Raw genomic sequence first — 20312 nt, 5'->3', positions numbered from 1 at the left:
GCTCTTGGAATCAGCACCCCGGCATCTTATTTGCCGGAGTGCCGTTCAGGCTTTTAGCGTATGTGCCCCATATGTTTGCCCACGATTTTCACCAGGGGCTTAAATACTTTCGGAGTGGCGCAGACCAGGTGGCCGGAGTCCAGGTAATCTTCACCACCGCGGAAATCGCTGATCAGGCCGCCGGCTTCTTTGACCAACAGGGAGCCCGCTGCGATATCCCAGGTGTTCAGGTACATTTCCCAGAAGCCGTCGAATCGCCCGGCAGCAACATAGGCAAGATCCAGCGCTGCGGCGCCAGGGCGGCGGATTCCCGCAGTTTGCCCAGCGATATCTTTTAGGGCGGCCAGGTAGGCGTCGATGTTATCCAGCGGCAGGCCGTTGAAGGGAATGCCGGTGCCAATCAGAGAGCCGCGCATGCCCTGGCGTGAAGAGACGCGGATACGGCGGCCATTCAGGGCAGCGCCGCGACCGCGACTTGCGGTAAATTCTTCGCGTTTGATGGGGTCCAGTACGACTGCGTGCTCAATGCGGCCGCGATAGCGACAGGCGATAGAAACAGCGAACTGTGGGACTCCGTGGATAAAATTGGTGGTGCCATCGAGAGGGTCGATAATCCACTCGTAATCGGGCTCAGCGCCCTCTTGCAGGCCGCTTTCTTCAGCGCGGATGCTGTGCTTGGGGTAGGCCTTGCGCAGGTGATAGATAATCTCCTGTTCGCTGGCCTTATCCACTTCAGTAACGAAATCGTTGCGCGTCTTTTCTTCGAATTTCATCAGGTCGCCGCGCTCCCAGGCCCGTTCGATCAGTTCTCCTGCCTTACGCGCCGCGCGCAGGGCAATATTTAGCATGGGTTCCATAACTATTCCGCACAAAGTGGTTAAAGGGGTTAAAAAGCAGGCCGCAGGTTAACTGCGACGGACGCGATTGTAGGGATTCCGATTGGTTTTTGCTACACTCGCGCGCCCCCATGACACCGATTTATTACTTTCAGTATGGCCAAGTCACCTTTAGACACGACTCCAATTGCCGCGCTCGACAATGTGCGCGTGGTTCTGGTTAACAGCGCACACCCCGGAAATATTGGTGGTGCGGCGCGCGCGCTCAAGAATATGGGCCTGAGTCAGCTGTACTTGGTAGCGCCTCGGGAATTTCCTGCAGCCAATGCTGTTTGGCGTGCAGCCGGGGCAGCTGAGCTGCTCGATAGCGCCGTTGTGGTGGATACCCTGGAAGAAGCCGTGGCTGATTGTGGTCTTGTTGTGGCCACCAGCGCTCGCGAGCGCCGAATCCCTTGGCCCCTGCTGACCCCGCGCCAGTGTGGAGAGCGTACCGTCGCCGAGGCCGCGTCTCATCCGGTTGCTTTGGTGTTTGGCCGCGAGGATCGAGGGCTTACCAACGAAGAGTTACAGGCCTGTAACTACCATGTGCATATTCCTGCCAACCCGGAATACAGCTCCCTTAACCTGGCGACTGCTGTTCAGGTACTTGCCTACGAAGTGCGTATGGCGGCCCTGGAAGCGGAAAAGGGTGAGCCTTTGAATTACACCGATTGGGATCGTCCACCGGCCAAGGCCAGCGATATGGAGCTGTATTTCGATCACCTGCAACAGGCGCTGGGCGAGCTGGGCTTTATTGACCCGGATAACCCCCGTCAGACAATGACCCGCCTGCGCCGACTGTATAGTCGGGTGCGCCCCGATGATATGGAGCTGGGTATCCTGCGCGGTATGTTGACCTCAATCCAGAATTACATTCATCGCTCTGGTGGTAAGGGGCGACCCGACTAGTTGAGTACCCGAGTGTCCCGCTGGGTTATATACTTGACTACAGTAGTGGGTTATTCCATACTCGCGCCCCGATCGGAAAAGGGCTGTACATCAGTTGGGAGCTGATATGCGTTTGACAACCAAAGGCCGCTACGCGGTGACTGCCATGCTGGACCTGGCGTTGCACGCTGATCGCGGACCGATCAGTCTGGCAGACATATCCAAGCGCCAGGGTATATCGCTGTCCTACCTGGAGCAGCTGTTCTCCCGGTTGCGGCATTCTGGGCTGGTGTCCAGTGTGCGCGGGCCCGGCGGTGGCTATCGCCTGGCGCGGGATGGTGAAGAGATTTTTGTGGCGCAGATCATTGATGCGGTCAATGAGTCTGTAGATGCCACCAGCTGCGGCGGCAATGCGGATTGCGCCAATGGCGAACAGTGCCTGACCCACTACCTCTGGTCAGACTTGAGTGATCAGATTCATAGCTTCCTCAGCAGTATCAGCTTGGCCAACCTGGTTTCCCGAGCTGAGGTGCAGGAAGTTGCGCGTCGGCAAGATATGCGCGAGGCGCCGGAAGAGAGGGTCGCTGTACTCGGCGGCCTGTGATTGGGGCCCAAACGGGCCAGCAGACAGATATTAGAGATTTACTAAGCGGAAACGGTATGACTATGAAGCTTCCCATCTATCTGGACTATTCGGCTACCTGTCCGGTTGACCCACGCGTCGCCAAGAAAATGGCAGAGCAGCTGACGATGGAAGGCAATTTCGGCAATCCGGCCTCCCGCTCCCACCTGTTTGGTTGGAAAGCGGAAGAAGCTGTGGAGAATGCCCGACGCCAGGTGGCGGAGCTGATCAACGCCGATCCGCGCGAAATTGTCTGGACCAGCGGTGCCACCGAGTCCGACAACCTGGGTATCAAGGGTGCGGCCCACTTCTACCAGAGTCGCGGCAAGCACATTATTACCTCCAAAATTGAGCACAAAGCGGTTTTGGATACCTGCCGCCAGCTGGAGCGGGAAGGTTTTGAAGTGACCTACCTGAATCCCCGTGAAGACGGCATCGTCTATCCGGAGCAGGTTGAGGAAGCCATGCGTGAGGACACCACTGTGGTGAGCCTGATGCACGTCAACAACGAGATTGGGGTGATCAACGATATCGCTGCAATCGGCGAACTGTGTCGCTCGCGCAAAGTTATTTTCCATGTGGACGCGGCCCAGAGCGCCGGCAAGTTGCCGATCGACCTTCAGGAAATGAAAGTTGACCTGATGTCCTTCTCCGGCCACAAAATTTACGGCCCCAAAGGTATCGGAGCCCTTTACGTACGCCGCAAGCCCCGCGTCCGTCTGGAAGCCCAGATGCACGGTGGCGGCCACGAGCGCGGCATGCGCTCCGGTACCCTGCCGACTCACCAGATTGTCGGTATGGGCGAAGCCTTTGGTATTGCCAAAGAAGAAATGGCTCAGGAAGCCGAGCGTCTGCGCTCTCTGCGCGACCGTTTCTGGGATCAGATCAAGGATATGGAAGAGGTCCATATCAACGGTTCCGCCGAGAAGAGAATTCCGGGCAACCTGAACGTGAGCTTTGCGTTTGTAGAAGGTGAGAGCCTGATCATGTCGCTGCGCGACCTGGCGATCTCCTCCGGTTCCGCCTGTACCTCTGCGAGCCTGGAGCCCAGCTACGTACTGCGAGCCCTGGGTGTTAACGACGAACTGGCGCACAGCTCACTGCGCTTCAGCTTTGGTCGTTTTACCAGCGAGAGTGATGTCGATACCGCTGCCGCAGAAGTGCGCAAGGCAGTGGAGAAACTACGTGAATTGTCACCGCTTTGGGATATGTACAAAGACGGCGTAGACCTGAACAAGATTGAATGGGCCGCTCACTAAGCGCGCGCAAGAGTTAGGAGAAAAGTCATGGCCTATAGCGATAAAGTAATTGACCACTACGAGCACCCCCGCAATGTTGGACGTATGGACGACAAGGCGGACAATGTAGGCACCGGTATGGTGGGCGCGCCCGCCTGTGGTGACGTGATGCGCCTACAGATTCAGGTAAGCGACGAGGGCGTTATCGAAGACGCGAAGTTCAAGACCTACGGCTGTGGTTCCGCCATTGCCTCCAGCTCCCTCCTGACCGAGTGGGTGAAAGGCAAGACGATCGACGAAGCGGAGCAGATCAAGAACACTGCCATTGCAGAGGAGCTGGCGCTGCCGCCGGTAAAAATCCACTGCTCGGTTCTCGCTGAAGATGCGATCAAGGCTGCGGTTCGCGATATCCGTGAAAAGCGCGGTGAGTCTGATGACGCTGTAGAAGCCAAGGAATCTGCGGCGGGTTAACTTTTCGTCCAAATGTAGCGTCTAAACATAGCGAAGGTGTTGTTTTGGCTATTAGTATGACCGAGGCCGCTGAGGCCCACATTCAAAGTCAATTGGCCAAGCGAGGCAAGGGAATCGGCATTCGTGTCGGTGTCAAGACGGCCGGCTGTTCCGGTCTCGCCTATGTGCTGGAATTTGTCGATTCGTTCGAAGCCGAAGATACGGTATTTGAGCAAAACGGCGTTAAGTTGGTGGTGGACCCCAAGAGTCTGGTTTACCTCGACGGCACCCAGCTGGATTTCGTCAAGGAAGGCCTGAACGAAGGCTTCACCTTCTCGAATCCCAATGTAAAAAATGAGTGTGGCTGCGGCGAGAGTTTCCACGTCTGATTCGCTCTCGCCCCACAAGGCCGGGTGCGCTGCGCATACCGGCCTTTTTATTGGCTCCTCGGACAGTTGGGGGCCGTGCAGCAGTAAGCGGCAACTTCAGCCGCGTTCCAGGCTGTGCCCCAGTAGGTATATTCAGATGGCAACCAACCTGAACCATTTCGAAGTTTTTGGTCTGCAACCCGCGTTCGCGGTCGATCGCAGTGCCCTGGCGACCCGCTACCGGGAATTACAGCGGGAATTCCACCCGGACAAATACGCTTCCCATTCCGAGGGCGAACAATTGTTGGCCATCAAAATGGCGGCTCAGATCAATGAGGCGCACACCGTTTTGCGCGACCCGGTACAGCGCGCCGCCTACCTACTCAAGTTGGCCGGGGTAGATGTGCCACCTGAGCAGACCACCAAAGATACTGAATTTCTGATGCAGCAGATGATGTTGCGCGAGCGCCTGGAAGAAGTGCGCGAGCAGCCCGATCCTGCAGCTGCGCTGGATGAGCTCAGTGCTGAGGCGCGGGGGCTGATCTCCAGTGAGGAACAGCGCTTTGCCGAAACTTATGACGGGGGCGATCTGGGCGCAGCAGAGGACTCGCTGCGCAAGCTTCAGTTCCTGGCCAAGCTTGAGAAACAAATTGACGAGCTGGAAGAAGACCTTTTCAACGACTAGTTGCGAGAGCACTGACTGAGAGGGCCAGACGGTACCGCGCCCCGCTTAAAGAAGAGATAACTAATGGCATTACTGCAGATTTCTGAACCGGGCCAGAGCCCAGCTCCCCACCAGCGCAAGCACGCAGTGGGTATCGATTTGGGGACCACTAACTCACTGGTAGCGACAGTGCGCAGTGGATCGGCAGAGGCCATTGCCGATGAGCAGGGTGAAGTGATCCTGCCATCAGCAGTGCACTACGGAGCCGAGGCGATTACCGTGGGTGCTGAAGCCCGCGCGTGCGCTGCAGAAGACCCCTACAACACCATGATTTCTATCAAGCGCTTGATGGGGCGAGGTGTTGCGGATATCAAAAGTTTTGGTGAGCAGCTGCCCTATCGCCTGGCTGAGAGCAGTGGCGGTATGCCTTCGATTGAAACTGCAGCCGGACCGGTAAACCCGGTGCAGGTATCGGCAGAAATCCTGAAAAAACTAGCCGCGCGCGGCCGCGAAGCGCTCTATGGCAAAGCGGGCGGTGAGCTGGATGGTGCGGTGATCACCGTGCCGGCCTACTTCGATGATGCCCAGCGCCAAGCGACCAAAGACGCCGCCCAGCTGGCGGGCCTGAAAGTCCTGCGCCTGCTCAACGAGCCTACAGCAGCGGCTGTTGCCTACGGCCTGGATAAAGGTGAAGAGGGTGTGATCGCGGTCTATGACTTCGGAGGCGGCACCTTCGATATCTCTATTCTGCGCCTGTCCCGGGGTGTGTTTGAAGTGATGTCTACCGGCGGCGATACGGCCCTTGGTGGCGACGATTTCGATCGCACTATCGCTTCCTGGATCGCCGAGCAAGTGGGATTGGGTACCGATCTCGACGCCGCGACCCAGCGAGTCCTGTTAGACAGCGCCTGTGCTGCGAAAGAATCCCTGTCCAGTGTCGAGCAAGTGGAAGTGCAATACGGCGACTGGTCCGGTGTACTCGATCGCGACACCATGGCTTCACTGCTGGACCCCCTGATCGACAAAACCCTACGCGCCTGTAAGCGCGCCCTGCGCGATGCCGGTATCAGTGCTGATGAGGTGCAGGAAGTGGTTCTGGTGGGTGGCTCCACCCGTACTTTGCGCGTGCGCGAGCGGGTTGAGGGTTATTTTGGTCGTCCCCCTCATGCGGAAATTGATCCCGACCAAGTGGTAGCAATCGGCGCCGCGATTCAGGCTGATGTACTGGTGGGGAATAAGTCCAGCGAAGAACTGCTGCTGTTGGATGTTATTCCCCTTTCCCTCGGGATTGAAACCATGGGTGGCCTCGCGGAAAAACTGATTGATCGCAACACGACCATCCCCGTCTCCAAAGCCCAGGAGTTCACCACTTTTAAAGATGGCCAGACTGCCATGGCGATCCATGTCGTGCAGGGCGAGCGGGAGCTGGTGAGTGACTGTCGCTCACTGGCGCGCTTTGAATTGCGTGGTATACCGCCGATGGTGGCCGGTGCTGCCCATATCCGTGTGACTTTCCAGGTGGATGCTGACGGTCTTTTGTCGGTGACAGCGATGGAAAAAAGCAGTGGCGTCAGTGCCGATATTACGGTTAAACCTTCCTACGGCCTGGAAGACAAGGATATTGCGCGCATGTTGCAGGAGTCCTACACCCACGCCGCTGAGGATATCGCCCTGCGCGCCCTGCGCGAAGCTCAGGTGGAAGCGGAGAGAACCCTGGAAAGCATGTTGGTGGCCCTGCGTGAGAACGGTGCCCAGCTGCTGGATGAAGGTGAGTTAAATGAGCTTGAGCACGCGATGGAAGCTTTGCGCCTGGCCCATAACGGCGGCGACGCAGAGGAAATTCGTCGACGTATCGAAGCCTTGAATAAGTTGTCTGAGCCTTTTGCTGCCAAGCGTATGGATGCCTCCATTAAGCGCGCTATGCAGGGCCATAGCTTGGATGAATTTGATAAATAACCATGATCAGGCGCAGACTCTGCGCTGCCGGCGGCCGGGGAGTCGTTACTTTCTCCCCGTCGGATTGAGACCACAGAGGTTCAGTACCCCATGCCGAAGATAGTATTTTTACCCCATCCGGAAATGTGCCCCGAGGGCAAAGTGGTGGAAGCGGAGAGCGGTGTCAGCGTGATCGACGCGGCCCTGGCCAACGATATCGAAATTGAGCACGCCTGTGAAAAAGCCTGTGCTTGTACCACCTGCCACGTCATTGTGCGCGAGGGCTTCGATTCCCTGGAAGAGCCGGACGAGCTTGAAGAGGACCTGCTGGATAAAGCCTGGGGCTTGGAACCGGAGTCTCGCCTGTCTTGCCAGGCGATTGTTGAGGATGAAGACCTGGTGGTCGAGATTCCCAAGTACACCATCAACCAGGTATCGGAAAAGCACTGACCTGCACGCTGAGGAAGCCGAATCATGAAGTGGACTGATATTCACGATATTGCCATAGAGCTGAGCGAAGCTCACGAGGATGTGAACCCACTGACGGTCAACTTTGTCGACCTGCGCAATTGGGTGATGGCACTGCCCGGATTTGATGACGACCCCGATCGCTGCGGAGAGAAAATCCTCGAAGCGATCCAGGCGGCCTGGATCGAAGAGCAGGAGTAACCGGCCTTGGGGGCAGTATTGGCAAGAGAGTACAAAAGTCGATCAATACCCCGTATAATCCGCCGGCCGCGAAATGCGGTGATCAAAAATTGAGTACCCCCGGTGGGTATGAAAGGAATATCAGGGAAGAGCAACTGAGTAGGTTGCTCTTTCTTTATGTAGGGAGCCTCTGAACAACTCCGCAACAATCCCGCAACACCTCTGCGAGCCTTGAAGGCCCGCTCTGCGGGGCTTACTGAGTTGTTCAGAGATTCCTAAGTTAAGTTACAAAAAATCAATTTGGAGATAACCATGGCCCTGGAGCGTACCCTTTCCATCATCAAGCCGGACGCAGTAGCCAAGAATGTAATCGGTGAAATCGAGAGCCGTTTTGAGAAAGCTGGCCTGAGCATTGTTGCCATGAAGATGGTTCAACTGTCCCGCGAAAAAGCTGAAGGTTTCTACGCTGAGCACAAAGAGCGTCCTTTCTTCAAAGACCTGGTTGACTTCATGACTTCCGGTCCAGTTGTTGTACAGGTTCTGGAAGGCGAGAACGCTATCCTGGCAAACCGCGACCTGATGGGTGCTACCAACCCTAAAGAAGCCGCTGCTGGTACCATCCGCGCTGACTTCGCTGACAGCATCGACGCCAACGCTGTACACGGTTCCGACTCCGCAGAGTCCGCTGCTCGCGAAGTAAGCTACTTCTTCGCCGACGACGAAATCTGCGTGCGCGCTTAATCCGCGCCACAAATCGCACCGGTCTGTCCGGACCGGTGCAATTCTTCCCCCGAGGTGAAATGAATGACCACAGAGAAAACCAACCTGCTCGGCCTTTCGGTAGAAAAGCTGGCCGCCTTTTTTGAATCATTGGGCGAGAAGCGCTTCCGCGCTGTTCAGGTTTTAAAGTGGATTCACCAGAACGGGGTTGATGATTTTGCTGAGATGACCAATGTCAGCAAGGCCCTGCGCCAAAAACTGGCGGAAGTGGCCGAAATCCGTGCCCCGGAAGTATTGAATCAGTGGGATTCCGCCGATGGCACAAGGAAATGGTTAATTAAAGTCTCCGGTGGCAATGCTATCGAGACTGTCTATATCCCCGATGGTGATCGCGGCACCCTGTGTGTCTCCTCCCAGGTAGGCTGTTCTCTGGATTGCAGTTTTTGTGCAACTGGCAAGCAGGGCTTTAACCGAGATTTAACTGCGGCAGAAATTATCGGGCAGGTGTGGATTGCCTGTAAATCTTTCGGTCAATTGGATCCGAAAGGACCGCGCAAGGTCACCAACGTGGTGATGATGGGCATGGGTGAGCCATTGCTCAATTTCGACAATGTGGTCGATTCCATGAACCTGATGATGGAAGACAACGCCTACGGTATTTCCAAGCGCCGCGTCACCCTGTCGACTTCCGGTGTAGTACCTGCACTGGACCGCCTCGCCGATGTGACCGATGTCAGCCTGGCAATTTCCCTGCATGCGCCCAACGATGAATTGCGTAACGAGTTGGTGCCGATCAATAAAAAATACCCTATTGCGGTGCTACTGGATTCCGCTAAGCGCTACATCGATCGCATGCCGGATACGCACCGTAAAATGACGATTGAATACACGCTGATGCGCGAGGTTAACGACCGCCCGGAGCACGCTGAGCAATTGGCAGAGCTGCTTAAAGAGATTCCGGTGAAAATTAACCTGATTCCCTTTAACCCGTTTGAGTTGTCCGACTACCAGCGAGTGAGTAATAACGCACTGCGTCGCTTCCAGCAGGTTTTGCTCGACAAAGGTTATACCGTGACTGTGCGCACTACACGCGGCGATGATATTGATGCGGCCTGTGGTCAGTTGGCAGGCAGTGTTAATGACCGTACCCGCCGCTCCGAGCGCTACCGCAATGCAGAGCGCCCCGTTCGTATTGTTAACTAGTCGCTGGTAATTTTTTGTATAGGTTGCCAAATTGTTGGCAGCCTATTGGCTTCGATTTTCCCCTTCTCAAAAAAACTCTGTTCAGCCTGAAAGTTCCTTTCTATTCTATTTTTCGTGTCAACGAAATTGCTTTATCTAACGTTTAACGCTCGAGGAAAATTTATCCGGGAAGGGAGCGTTGGATATATGCATGAGATTAGGTCAAAACGATCATATTTTTTTAATTTGCATTTTGCCTGCAACATTTTGACTTTGAATGAAGCAGTTGGCCATTGGAGAGAGGTCTTCACTAGACCGTCTGGCACTGGATCTTTGCAGCAGCTACACCCGTATCTCCAACATCCATCAAAACATTATGACGCTATAGCGTGCTATCCAGTCATTTTCATTTGGCCTGGAGCTGTTTCAGCGTGCTTAGGTTCAGGAAAAACAATGTGTAGAAGTGCTTGCACCACTGTGTTGAGAGTTGAAGTGCATGGAGTTCTCTGAGTTGCCTGGCTTAGGAAAAGAAAAGTTATCGACGGGACTGTTCGAACATTATGAACGCGGAAAAAAACCAATTAACCCAATTGCTTGTAGCGCTGAATAAGCTGCTGTTCATTTCTTTATTTCTATTTATGGTGGGCTGTGGGGGCGGTGGTTCCTCTAGCGGTGAGGATGATTCATCGACAGAAACTACTGAAAATGATAGCGGCTCTGGGGATAGCTCTGGCTCAGACGATGGTGACGATTCGGATGGTGATACTGGGTCAGATGATGATACCGATTCAGAGCAGGGGATCTTGGTTGCTGAACTGATTGCAAATCCCTTCTCCGGCACCAGCATAGGACTCTCCTGGGAGGATTCTGAAGAGACCTACAGCATCTATCGCGATGGTGAATTGGTTGCAGAAACTACAGATAACCATTACGTGGATGAAGGTCTCTCAGTTAATACTGAATATAGTTATTGGGTCGGTGTGGGGAGTATTGATAGTGATACTAATAGTGTTACTGCAAAAACACTGGTTAATAACACGAATGATGGCTTGGGCAATGGTACTGAAGCAGAGGCCATTGAAAAGCGCATTGTTGATTTTGATGAATGTCAAAATGAGCGCTCAGCCGTAGATGTTGACGATAGTAGTCTCGACAGTTGCTTGCAGGCTGTGCTGGATGAAGTGGGAATGGCAGAGCAATTGGAGGATATGCGCGCTTTCGCTGCTCGAGTTAGAAGTGAGCAAGACCCGGAGATGGTTGAGTTGGGTATGCGGTTATTCCACAGTAAAAGTCTTAGTGCTAACGGTGATACCGCCTGCTCTTCTTGCCACCACCCGACAATAGGCTGCGCTGGTGATGATCTTTCCATGTCTGTTGGGGTTAATGCCGTTGATCCCGATTTGCTTGGCCCAGGGCGTTCCGATGGTGAAAACGAAGTGCCGTTGGTTGCACGCAATGCCCAGCCTATTTGTAATGTGGCGCTCTGGGATAATGGATTATTCTGGGACAACCGCGTTCTTTTCACGAGCGACGGTGGCCTTAAAACAGACTCCAGGGATGTAACCAATAATACTGAAGCGGCGGTAGGTACCGGTACTTTGGCACTTATGATGGCCCAAGCCCATTTTCCGGTGACTGATGCTGCTGAGATGGGGGATGTTTCTGAATTTGGCTACGACGAAAGTAGCGACGATGACCTTACTGATTACCGTGAGGAATATCTTATACCAAAGCTCAATGAGGAGTCCTGGGGCCCCTTATTTGCTGCCGCTTATGGAGACAACAGTATTGACTACAGTAGGGTCGCACAGGCGATTGCCGCCTATGAAGCGGTATATATTTTCATTGATAACCCCTTCTTTGACTATATCGACGGTGACCTGACAGCGCTGGATGACGATGCGAAGCGGGGAGCAATTACTTATTTTACGCCAGGCTCTGGTTGTACTGCTTGCCATACGGGCGCCTTCTTTACTAACCAGGGTTTGAGGGTCGTTAACTATCCTCAAATTGGTGTCGGAAAAGAGGATGATGGCGCTGATTGGGGAGGGGCAGTACTCGGTGGCTTTCGTGTTCCAACACTGCTCAATGCAGGCATTACTGGTCCCTGGGGGCACGCCGGGCAGTTTGGCTCCTTAGAAAGAAATATTGAGCACTATGCCGGGCAAGCGGATTCGGTGTCCCGGTATTTCGCAGATAGTGAAATGTGCGACCTGGATCAGTTTGCTGAGCTAGAAGACTGCGCAGCGAAAGTTGCGCCCAATGGTCTGGAGTTGACCGAGGCAATTCTGGAGATAGATGGTGATGCAGCACTTCCGATAGACGACGATGAAGTGAAGCTGTTAGCGGCATTTCTTGAGGCGCTCACTGACCCGGATGCTGAGAATGTAAATTCAAATGCAACCCAATCCCTGATTCCTCCCCGTGACGGCGGACCCGATGGAATGCAGCTGGATGCCTGGGATCAGGACGGCAACGAACTTTAACATTCCTGCATTTTATTTGAGCATCTCACTAATATTGACTTACTGGTGAGATGCCAACTCTTCATTAGCGACCTTTATTCGCATTCATCATTCAGGCAACCGCCTTCTGCCTTAAAATTCACCACAGTTTCATTCTTACTTTGCTTCCAGAGCCAGGCCGGAGTTGATTCGAGAGTGAATTCCTACGATCAGGGCTAGGTATAAGTCATCGTCTGGATTGCGAAGTTTTAGTCAGTTGTTGCTGGAAAAAAACTCTATCCCCTGAAATTCTGGTGAGCTGGTCGTTCCCTCCGGGATTCACTCCGGACTTTTGTTCACATTTCTTCCTTAATTGGTCAACCAAATCTATTGGTGTCGCGTTATCACCTATGAACTATTAAAAATATATGGAAGGGACCACTAGGATTCTTATGAGTGCTCAGAAGTTCGATCAAAAAGTCTTTCCCAGAGTCCTACTTAGACTCTTTTTCCTCACGCTGTTTTCGCTGTTAGTTGGTTGCGGCTCCGGGTCATCTGGTAGTGAGGATAATTCGCCTGCAGATACCGTTCAGGGTGATGATGGTTCCGGTTCCGGTTCCGGTTCCGGTTCCGGTTCTGGCTCAGGGACGGGCACCGATCCTGAGCCTGAGCCTGAAGAAGCCGGTGAACCCGCTGAGCTAATTGGCTATGCCCACTCGGGAACCAGTATCGGTCTTAACTGGGAAAGAGATGGTGAGACTTACTTTATCTATCGAAACGGTGAAAAGGTCGCGGAAACCAGCAATAACTATTATGTCGAACAGGGCCTCTCAGTTAACACCGAATATGTTTACTCTGTCAGTACGGTTGATGCCGCAAACGAATCGGAAACTTCGCAGGTTACGGTCAAGACATTAGTTAATGACACCAATGCTGGCCTGAATAACGGTACAGAAGATGATGTTTTAAATGAGCGTATCTCCATGTTTGCAGAGTGTAAAAATACTGCGACGGCACTAGATCTACTCGAAGAGGACTTGGACAATTGTTTGGCAGCCATGCTCGAGTACAATCGCATGGTTTCTCTTGTCGAAGACATTCGGGCTTTTGCCGCACGGGTCCGCAGTGAGCAGGACCCCGCCAAGGTGGAGCTGGGTATGCGTCTGTTCCACAACAAGTCTCTCAGTGCTAATCAAGATGCTTCTTGTTCATCCTGTCACCACCCTGCGATTGGTTGTGGTGGAGATGACCTCTCGATGCCGGTTGGAGTGAATGCTGTAGATACTGCTTTGCTCGGGCCAGGTCGATCTGATGGAATTAACGAAGTGCCTTTGGTGCCGAGAAATTCACAGGCTATTTGTAATGCGTCACTATGGTCTCGTGGACTGTTCTGGGATAACCGGGTCTCACTGAGTCCGAATGGCGTTCTCCGTACGGATTCAAGAGATGTTACCGATAATACGAATGATGCTGTGGGATCTGGTTCGTTAGCCCTACTTATGGCGCAGGCGCATTTCCCGGTAACGGCCCCGCCAGAAATGGGGGACATCGCGGACTTTGGATACGACGATTCTGTCGATGAAAATTTCACTGCATACCGCGAAGATATATTAGCGGCTAATTTGGATGTCGAAGCTTGGGCTCCGCTGTTTACCTCTGCCTTTGGGGATTCTGAAATCAATTTCAGTCGCATTGCTGAAGCAATTGCAGCTTATGAAGCCGTGCAAATATTTATCGATAACCCCTTCTTTGACTATGTGGGCGGTAACCTGGAGGCGCTCGATGTAGAGGAAAAGCGTGGTGCTATTACTTTTATGTCGAAGGATGCTGGGTGCACGTTCTGTCACAAGGGAGCTTTCTTCACGTCTGAAGCCTTGATGGCCGCAAATTATCCGCAGATAGGTATAGGAACCGATGAGAGTGGCAGTGGGGAAGATTTGGGTGGAGAGGGTTCCTTAGGGTTCGGAGCATTCAGGGCACCGACCTTACTGAATGTGGCGATCACTGGTCCCTGGGGGCACAACGGGCAGTTTGGCACGCTGAAGAGAAATGTTGAACACTACAGTGATCATGGAGCCTCCATTTCCAGGTACTTTGAAAATAGTGAGATGTGTGATCTCGCTCAATTCAAGGATCTTGAAAATTGCGCCAGTAAACTGGCTCCCAATGGTTTGGCACACTCTCAGGCGATCTTAGATGGAAATGAGGGTGGGGGTATAAATCGCCTGAGCGAAGAGGAGATGGACCTTATAGTGGTATTTCTGGGGACTCTTACTGACCCCAAGGCCGCGAATACCAACTCTAATGAGATTCAGTTTCTGATTCCTCCTCGGGATGGTGGACCAGATGGAAAGCAGTTAGATGCAAAAGATAGTGATGGTAAAAGTTTATAGCCTTCATTCCATTGACTCTTTGGGAAATGGTTGCGTCAAGAGCGCTTTGCGTTTCCCCTAAGTTGGATTAGCCGGCTATTTGTCGGTAGTCACCGCTAAAAAGCTGTTGGTTATTGCCGGCAGCTTTTTTTAATCTATCTGAAATAATCCTGACACAGTTTGTTTTTACAAACTCTCCTTGCTTGTCCCACCTCTGTTTCAATGGCGCAAAAATATTTTCATTGGGGTTTGGGCGTTAACGCCCAAACTTCAGAGATTGAATTTACATATTCTCTTAAGCAAACACTGAAACTACTAATTTTTATTAAATTTCTGACTATGAGAACGGATGTAGTAGCTTACTGCGACCTTATTAGCAGTTATTCCTGTTTTAAGTCATTACAGTAGGCCCTGGGAGTAATTGGGTATTTTCGCAATGCCGCTGATTTTCAGGACGGTCCGCAATCACTGCGAGGCTCCCTAGATCTTTCATTAGGTTGCAACGCAGAATTTATTCTTAGATATAGTAAGTGTTTCCTTACCCTTTGATGCCAGCGCTGGCACTTAGGTCTGTATTTGCTGTCCAGAACTCGGAATAAGAAAAGGTCATTGACGGGCAGGTCAAGAACTATGAATGTTGATAAAAATCAAATCACACTATCGCTAACGGCTCTGGTAAAGCTGCTGGCCCTACCTCTATTTCTTGTGATGGTGGGCTGCGGAGGAGGTGGTTCCTCAAGTAGTGGCAATGACACGCCTACTGAAACTTCTGATACTGGCAGTGATGGCGATTCTGGTTCAGGTGATGATGATAATGGCGATGGCGATGGCGATGGCGATGGCGATGGCGATGGCGATGGCGATGGCGATGGCGATACAGGCTCAGGTCAGGGAATTATTCCTGCAGAACTGATCGGCAACGCATTTTCCGGTACCAGCATTGGTCTTTCTTGGGAAAGCACCGGTGCGACCTATGTTATCTATCGTGGCAGCGAACGAGTTGCTGAGACGACTAGCGGATACTATGTCGATGAAGGTCTCTCATCAGACACTGAATATACCTACTCAGTAACCACCGGCGATGTCGACAGCGAAGATGAGACCGCCAGCGTCACTGCCAGAACATTGGTAAATAATACTAATGACGGCCTCAGTAATGGTTCTGATGCAGACGGTTCTGATAGCCGAATTTCCGATTTTGATGAATGTCAAAATGCGCGTTCAGCGGTCAATATTGCTGATGGCAGTCTCGATAGCTGCTTACAGGCAGTGCTGGATGACGTTGGCATGGCCGAGCAGTTGGAAGATATGCGCGCCTTTGCCGCCCGGGTCAGAAGTGAACAGGACCCTGCCATGGTAGAGCTGGGTATGCGCTTGTTTCACAATAAAAACCTGAGCGCTGATGGTGATGCATCTTGTTCTTCCTGCCACCACCCGGCAATAGGTTGTGGTGGTGATGACCTGTCCATGCCAGTTGGTGTTGATCCCGTTGATGCTGAATTAGTCGGTCCCGGTCGCTCCGACGGCCAGAATGAAGTTCCGCTGGTACCGCGAAATGCCCAGCCTATCTGCAATGTAGCCCTTTGGGATAATGGCTTGTTCTGGGATAACCGAGTGGCGATCAATGGTAATGGAGGGCTCAGGACAGACTCCCGGGATGTTACTCGCAACACAGAGGCGGCCGTGGGTACTGGTACCCTCGCACTGATGATGGCCCAAGCCCACTTCCCGGTCACAGAAGCTGCTGAGATGGGGGATATTACCCAGTTCGGTTACGACGATACCAGCGATGATGGTTTTACTGATTATCGTGAGGATATTCTCGCTGAAAAATTAGCCCAGGACTCGTGGGGTGCAATGTTTACCGCAGCATTTGGCGATTCGGCAATTAACTTCAGCAGAATTGCAGAGGCAATTGCCTCTTACGAAGCGGTGCAAATTTTTATCGATAACCCCTTCTTTGATTATGTTGATGGAGACCTTGCGGCCCTCAATAACGATGAAAAGCGAGGGGCAATTACCTTTATGACACGAAATTCAGGGTGTACAAATTGCCACTCAGGAGCCTTTTTCTCTAATCAGGGGCTGAGAGCTGTCAGTTATCCACAGATTGGTGTTGGTAAAGATGAGAGTGGCAGTGGCGCTGACCTGGGTGGTAATGGAAGCGGCAGTTTCCGCACGCCAACGCTGCTTAATGTGGCGCTTACTGGCCCCTGGGGGCACGCAGGTCAGTTCGGTACATTGAAAAGAAATGTCGAGCACTACACTGGTCGAGCCGACTCTGTTTCCCAGTATTTCACCAACAGTGAGATGTGCGATTTGGATCAGTTTGCAGAGGTGGATGAGTGTGCCGCGAAAGTTGCGCCCAATGGCCAGGCACTGACTGAAGTACTGTTGGCTGAAAATGGCGACGGCGCTGTGAATTTGGATGACGAGGAAGTTGATTTACTGGTAGCGTTCCTCGAAACCCTAACTGATCCAGATGCGGCAAATACTGACTCCAATGCAGTCCAGTCATTGATTCCGCCGCGGGACACTGGTCCAGATGGCATGCAGCTGGATGCGGTAGACCAGGAAGGTAATCAACTCTAACTCTTCTAAGCCCTTTTTATTTATTCCGCCGGTACACCGGTACTGGCGGATTGACAATACTCGACAAAGTCATCACTAAATGGAATTGATTGGGTTTTAGGGCTGCAACTGGCAAGGCTTTCCGGCAGTATAGGGATTTGGAAAGTGCCAGCTGAGGCGGAATCAGATTTCTCACACAAAATACCGATATGTACTTTTACCACTGCCAGTGGATGCCGGTGGTCGATGTTGGGTTTTGCTGTGTTTTGCGGGCTTGCTTTGTCCAGGGATTGGCGTTAGCACTCATTGGTGTATTGGTGACACCCGCGCAATCTCGCTGGGCCGATAAGTGAAAAATAAAGATACAGGTGATGTAGTGTCCGCGAAATTTAAGAGCCTGTCGCTCCTGGTGCTACTCGGTACTCTGCTGGGGGGGTGTGTAACCTCTGGGATGCCCGAGCGCAAGGAAGTTGACCTGGATAAGGCATTGGAGACCCATGTTCAGTTGGGGCTTCGCTATTTGCGGGACCCCAACAGCAGGGAGCAGTCCCGCCGTCATTTTAATCGTGCTTTGGAATTGGGCAAAAAGAACCCGCTGGCACATCACGGTCTGGCACTGCTTTATCAAGCGGATGGTGAGCTGGATATTGCGGAGTCTCACTTCAAGAAAGCCTTGCGCTATAGCGACGGGTTTTCCATGGCTCACACTAACTACGGCGTTTTTCTCTATAAACAAGAGCGCTACAAAGAGGCCCTCAAACAGTTCGAACTCGCCTCTACAGACCTCACCTATAATCGTCGATCTTTTGCCTTGGTTAACTACGGCCGTACGGCCGCGCGTCTGGGCTTCACTGACAAGGCAGAAGGGGCCTATGCCAGGGCGTTAGCGCTGAACTCCGATTTGCCGCTGGCGTTGATCGAAATGGCTGAGCTTAAATTTAACGCCGGTGATTATGCAAAATCCAAGGCGTACCTGGATCAATTTAGTGAAAAGAATCGCCAGACACCCCAGTCACTGTGGCTTGGGATTCGTATCGAGAAGGTGTTTGGCAATCGTGACAAGGAGCGGAGTTACGCCCTTGCTTTGAAGAATTTGTACCCGTACTCTGCGGAGACACTGAAATATCAGGAGTTGAGTGGTAATGACGGATAGTAGTCCCGAACACTGCGAAGGTGGTGAGGTCGTATCCAATACGCAAACTTCTAAGGGGTCCGCTGGCAATCTTTTGCTGGCGGCTCGGGAAGCGGCCGGGCTGTCCCGAGAGGAGTTATCGCAGCGCCTGTGTATTATTGATAACACAGTTGAGTGGATAGAAAGCGATAATTATGAAAAGCAGCCAGAAGCTGTCTACACGCGAGGCTATATCCGCAATATTTGTCGCGAGTTGAATATTCCTGCTGAGCCGGCTTTGGAAGCCTATGATAGGGATCGGCCGCAGCCAGCACAGCGCAGTGAATCCCGGCGAACCACCAAAGCCGAGGCATTTCGCCCTGAGCGCAAGCGCGGACATGGTGCCCTGGCCCTGATTCCCCTGTTGCTCGCGGGTGGTGTCTTCTGGTGGAAGTACGGTACTCCAGTCAATATTCCCGGTATGCCCATGGGTGAGGATGCTGCGGACCTGGTTGCCGAAGCCCCCGTTGCCAGTGAAGTTGTAACTGATCCGGTTACTGAAGTAGAGGGGCAGGAAGTTGCAGTTGAAGAGTTGAGCTCAGAGCCATTTGCACCAGCATCAAATGGAGTTGCTGATGTTCAGCTTGAGGTTGGCAGTGCTAAAACGGTGGAGAATAAACCCGCTGCTTCTGTGGAAAAAGTGGTTGAGCCTGTTCCCGCCCAAGTAGCCCAGTTGGACCAGGCCCTGAAAGGCGCTTTGCGGCTTCGCTTTGATGAAGATGCCTGGGTTGAGGTGAAAGACGCACAAGGTGTGATTTTACTGGCAGGGGTCCAAGCTGCTGGCAGTGCCAAATCTTTAGATGGAGATGCTCCATTTGAGCTGATGTTGGGAAATGCCCGTGCAACCCATGTGGTTTACCGCGATGAAACTATCGACAGCCAGCCTATTGGCGACCGCCGCACTCGCCGTCTGATTGTCGGCGATTAAGATGATCTTCCCCGTTTGGGCGCGAACCCTGTAGGTTTGCGCCCAATCTCTCTATAATCTCCCCTCGATTTTTATCAGTAATACCACCAGGTCAGCCTATGCAATTTGAATCTCCCATTGTCCGCCGCAAGTCGCGCCAGATCATGGTGGGTGATGTACCGGTCGGAGGGGATGCCCCGATCTCGGTGCAAAGTATGACCAACACCGAAACCTGCGATGTAGCAGCTACTGTTGGCCAGATCCAGCGCCTGGAACAGGCTGGAGCCGATATAGTGCGGGTTTCTGTGCCCAGCATGGATGCCGCAGAGGCGTTTGGAGAAATTAAAAAACAGGTGAATGTCCCGTTAGTCGCAGACATTCACTTCGATTACCGTATCGCCCTGCGGGTTGCAGACCTGGGGGTGGATTGTCTGCGTATTAACCCCGGCAATATTGGCCGAGAGAAGCGTATTCGGGCCGTAGTGGATAAAGCGCGCGATCTGAATATCCCGATTCGTATCGGTGTCAATGCGGGCTCCCTGGAAAAAGACCTGCAGAAAAAGTATGGCGAGCCCACGCCGGATGCTCTGGTAGAGTCGGCGCTGCGCCATGTATCGATCCTCGACAGCCTGGACTTCCAGGACTTCAAAGTCAGTGTAAAAGCATCCGATATCTTTATGGCCACGGCTGCCTATCGCAAGCTGGCCCAGCAGATTGAGCAACCGCTGCACTTGGGTATTACCGAAGCTGGTGGCTTGCGTGCCGGCACAGTGAAGTCGGCGATTGGTCTCGGTGCCCTCCTGCTCGACGGTATCGGTGACACCCTGCGGGTTTCCCTGGCTGCAGACCCAGTAGAAGAGGTCAAAGTGGGCTGGGATCTGCTCAAAAGCCTGCGTCTGCGCAGTAAAGGTATTAACTTTATTGCTTGCCCCAGCTGTTCGCGCCAGAACTTCGATGTGGTGAAAACTATGAATGAGCTGGAGACGCGCCTGGAAGATGTGACCACACCGCTGGATGTGGCAGTAATTGGTTGTATCGTCAACGGCCCCGGCGAAGCGAAAGAAGCCGATGTAGGCCTGACTGGTGGTACCCCGAGCCATGCCATCTATGTGGATGGGCAGCCAGACCGCAAGTTTAAGAATGAAAATCTGGTGGATGATTTAGAGCGTTTGATTCGCGAGAAGGCGGCCGCCAAGGCCGAGCGCGAAGCGGATATCATCGCCAAGGCGTAGAGGGCAACAGCTCCCTGCGCCAGAC

Annotated in this window: 18 protein-coding genes; 17 read left to right on the top strand and 1 reads right to left on the bottom strand. The window is 52.9% G+C overall.

Annotated elements, in window-relative coordinates:
- Positions 1-53: 53 nt before the first annotated feature.
- Positions 54-857 carry an inositol monophosphatase family protein gene (locus ACYX4J_RS17200; RefSeq protein ID WP_282934081.1) on the bottom strand — a complete coding sequence of 268 codons (804 nt, stop codon included), beginning with the start codon at positions 855-857 and terminating at the stop codon, positions 54-56.
- 135 nt (positions 858-992) lie between these two features.
- Between ACYX4J_RS17200 and trmJ the strand changes: the two genes are divergently transcribed.
- From trmJ to ispG, 17 genes are all read left to right on the top strand, one after another.
- Positions 993-1784, top strand: a complete 792-nt coding sequence (trmJ, locus tag ACYX4J_RS17195) for a tRNA (cytosine(32)/uridine(32)-2'-O)-methyltransferase TrmJ (RefSeq protein WP_476177153.1) — start codon at positions 993-995, stop codon at positions 1782-1784.
- A gap of 106 nt (positions 1785-1890) precedes the next feature.
- Positions 1891-2367 (top strand): Fe-S cluster assembly transcriptional regulator IscR, encoded by a 477-nt coding sequence (gene iscR, locus ACYX4J_RS17190; RefSeq protein WP_282934079.1) that lies wholly within the window; start codon positions 1891-1893, stop codon positions 2365-2367.
- A gap of 62 nt (positions 2368-2429) precedes the next feature.
- Positions 2430-3644 (top strand): IscS subfamily cysteine desulfurase, encoded by a 1215-nt coding sequence (locus ACYX4J_RS17185; RefSeq protein WP_444894792.1) that lies wholly within the window; start codon positions 2430-2432, stop codon positions 3642-3644.
- A 27-nt stretch (positions 3645-3671) separates the two neighbouring features.
- On the top strand, positions 3672-4094 hold the full coding sequence (gene iscU / locus ACYX4J_RS17180; RefSeq protein ID WP_108731985.1) for a Fe-S cluster assembly scaffold IscU: 423 nt from the start codon (positions 3672-3674) through the stop codon (positions 4092-4094).
- 56 nt (positions 4095-4150) lie between these two features.
- Positions 4151-4462, top strand: a complete 312-nt coding sequence (gene iscA, locus ACYX4J_RS17175) for an iron-sulfur cluster assembly protein IscA (RefSeq protein WP_444895049.1) — start codon at positions 4151-4153, stop codon at positions 4460-4462.
- A 136-nt stretch (positions 4463-4598) separates the two neighbouring features.
- Complete coding sequence (gene hscB, locus ACYX4J_RS17170; protein ID WP_282934078.1) at positions 4599-5126, top strand: co-chaperone HscB; 528 nt, start codon at positions 4599-4601, stop codon at positions 5124-5126.
- Positions 5127-5189: 63 nt separating this feature from the next.
- A complete protein-coding gene (gene hscA / locus ACYX4J_RS17165; protein ID WP_476177152.1) occupies positions 5190-7061 on the top strand; it encodes a Fe-S protein assembly chaperone HscA in 1872 nt (623 codons plus the stop codon).
- Between the two features lie 90 nt (positions 7062-7151).
- Entirely contained in the window at positions 7152-7490 is a 339-nt protein-coding gene (fdx, locus tag ACYX4J_RS17160) for an ISC system 2Fe-2S type ferredoxin (RefSeq protein WP_108731989.1), read from the top strand.
- A 24-nt stretch (positions 7491-7514) separates the two neighbouring features.
- Positions 7515-7709 carry a Fe-S cluster assembly protein IscX gene (gene iscX / locus ACYX4J_RS17155; protein ID WP_444895047.1) on the top strand — a complete coding sequence of 65 codons (195 nt, stop codon included), beginning with the start codon at positions 7515-7517 and terminating at the stop codon, positions 7707-7709.
- Between the two features lie 291 nt (positions 7710-8000).
- Positions 8001-8429, top strand: coding sequence for a nucleoside-diphosphate kinase (gene ndk, locus ACYX4J_RS17150; RefSeq protein WP_444895046.1), 429 nt, complete (start codon positions 8001-8003; stop codon positions 8427-8429).
- Positions 8430-8492: 63 nt separating this feature from the next.
- Positions 8493-9611: a dual-specificity RNA methyltransferase RlmN gene (gene rlmN, locus ACYX4J_RS17145; RefSeq protein WP_444895045.1), complete on the top strand. Its 1119-nt coding sequence runs from the start codon at positions 8493-8495 to the stop codon at positions 9609-9611.
- Positions 9612-10150: 539 nt separating this feature from the next.
- Positions 10151-12076, top strand: coding sequence for a cytochrome-c peroxidase (locus ACYX4J_RS17140; RefSeq protein ID WP_476177151.1), 1926 nt, complete (start codon positions 10151-10153; stop codon positions 12074-12076).
- A 410-nt stretch (positions 12077-12486) separates the two neighbouring features.
- Positions 12487-14427, top strand: a complete 1941-nt coding sequence (locus ACYX4J_RS17135; RefSeq protein ID WP_476177150.1) for a cytochrome-c peroxidase — start codon at positions 12487-12489, stop codon at positions 14425-14427.
- 609 nt (positions 14428-15036) lie between these two features.
- Positions 15037-16998: a cytochrome-c peroxidase gene (locus ACYX4J_RS17130; RefSeq protein ID WP_476177149.1), complete on the top strand. Its 1962-nt coding sequence runs from the start codon at positions 15037-15039 to the stop codon at positions 16996-16998.
- Between the two features lie 355 nt (positions 16999-17353).
- Complete coding sequence (pilW, locus tag ACYX4J_RS17125; RefSeq protein ID WP_444906250.1) at positions 17354-18130, top strand: type IV pilus biogenesis/stability protein PilW; 777 nt, start codon at positions 17354-17356, stop codon at positions 18128-18130.
- Positions 18120-19076, top strand: coding sequence for a RodZ domain-containing protein (locus ACYX4J_RS17120; protein WP_476177148.1), 957 nt, complete (start codon positions 18120-18122; stop codon positions 19074-19076). Before pilW ends, ACYX4J_RS17120 begins: the two co-directional genes overlap by 11 nt.
- Positions 19077-19174: 98 nt before the next feature.
- Positions 19175-20287: a flavodoxin-dependent (E)-4-hydroxy-3-methylbut-2-enyl-diphosphate synthase gene (ispG, locus tag ACYX4J_RS17115; protein ID WP_282934070.1), complete on the top strand. Its 1113-nt coding sequence runs from the start codon at positions 19175-19177 to the stop codon at positions 20285-20287.
- Positions 20288-20312: the final 25 nt, after the last annotated feature.

The sequence above is a fragment of the Microbulbifer sp. ABM4_008 genome (assembly GCF_056311705.1).
Note: the sequence above shows the minus strand (reverse complement) of the source record. Positions and strands in the feature narration are given on the sequence as shown.